The sequence below is a fragment of the Rhizobium ecuadorense genome, assembly GCF_001187535.1.
Taxonomy (GTDB): domain Bacteria; phylum Pseudomonadota; class Alphaproteobacteria; order Rhizobiales; family Rhizobiaceae; genus Rhizobium; species Rhizobium ecuadorense.
On sequence record NZ_LFIO01000671.1, the window covers coordinates 1 to 221 of the forward strand.

Here is a 221-nt window from a genome sequence, read left to right on the forward strand (position 1 = left end):
CGTCAGCCAGGTGCGCTCCTTGAAAGCATACCAGCGGCCAGATGGCATGTTCACCACGCTTCTGGACGATCCGTCTTCGCCGTTGGAAACCTCAGCCACGGCAGGCATTGCCTATGGCATATTGCGCGCCATCGATGCCGGCATTCTCGACAAGGACGACAGGGCCTATGCGGAGCGCGCTCTTGCGGCGGTGTTGGCGCAGATCGACGAAGAAGGCGTGG

The 221-nt window shown here is 61.5% G+C and carries 1 protein-coding gene; it reads left to right on the forward strand.

What is annotated here, in order from left to right; translation table 11 throughout:
* The coding region (locus AF337_RS12815; RefSeq protein WP_193393607.1) for a glycoside hydrolase family 88 protein at window positions 1-221 on the forward strand (221 nt) is incomplete at both ends.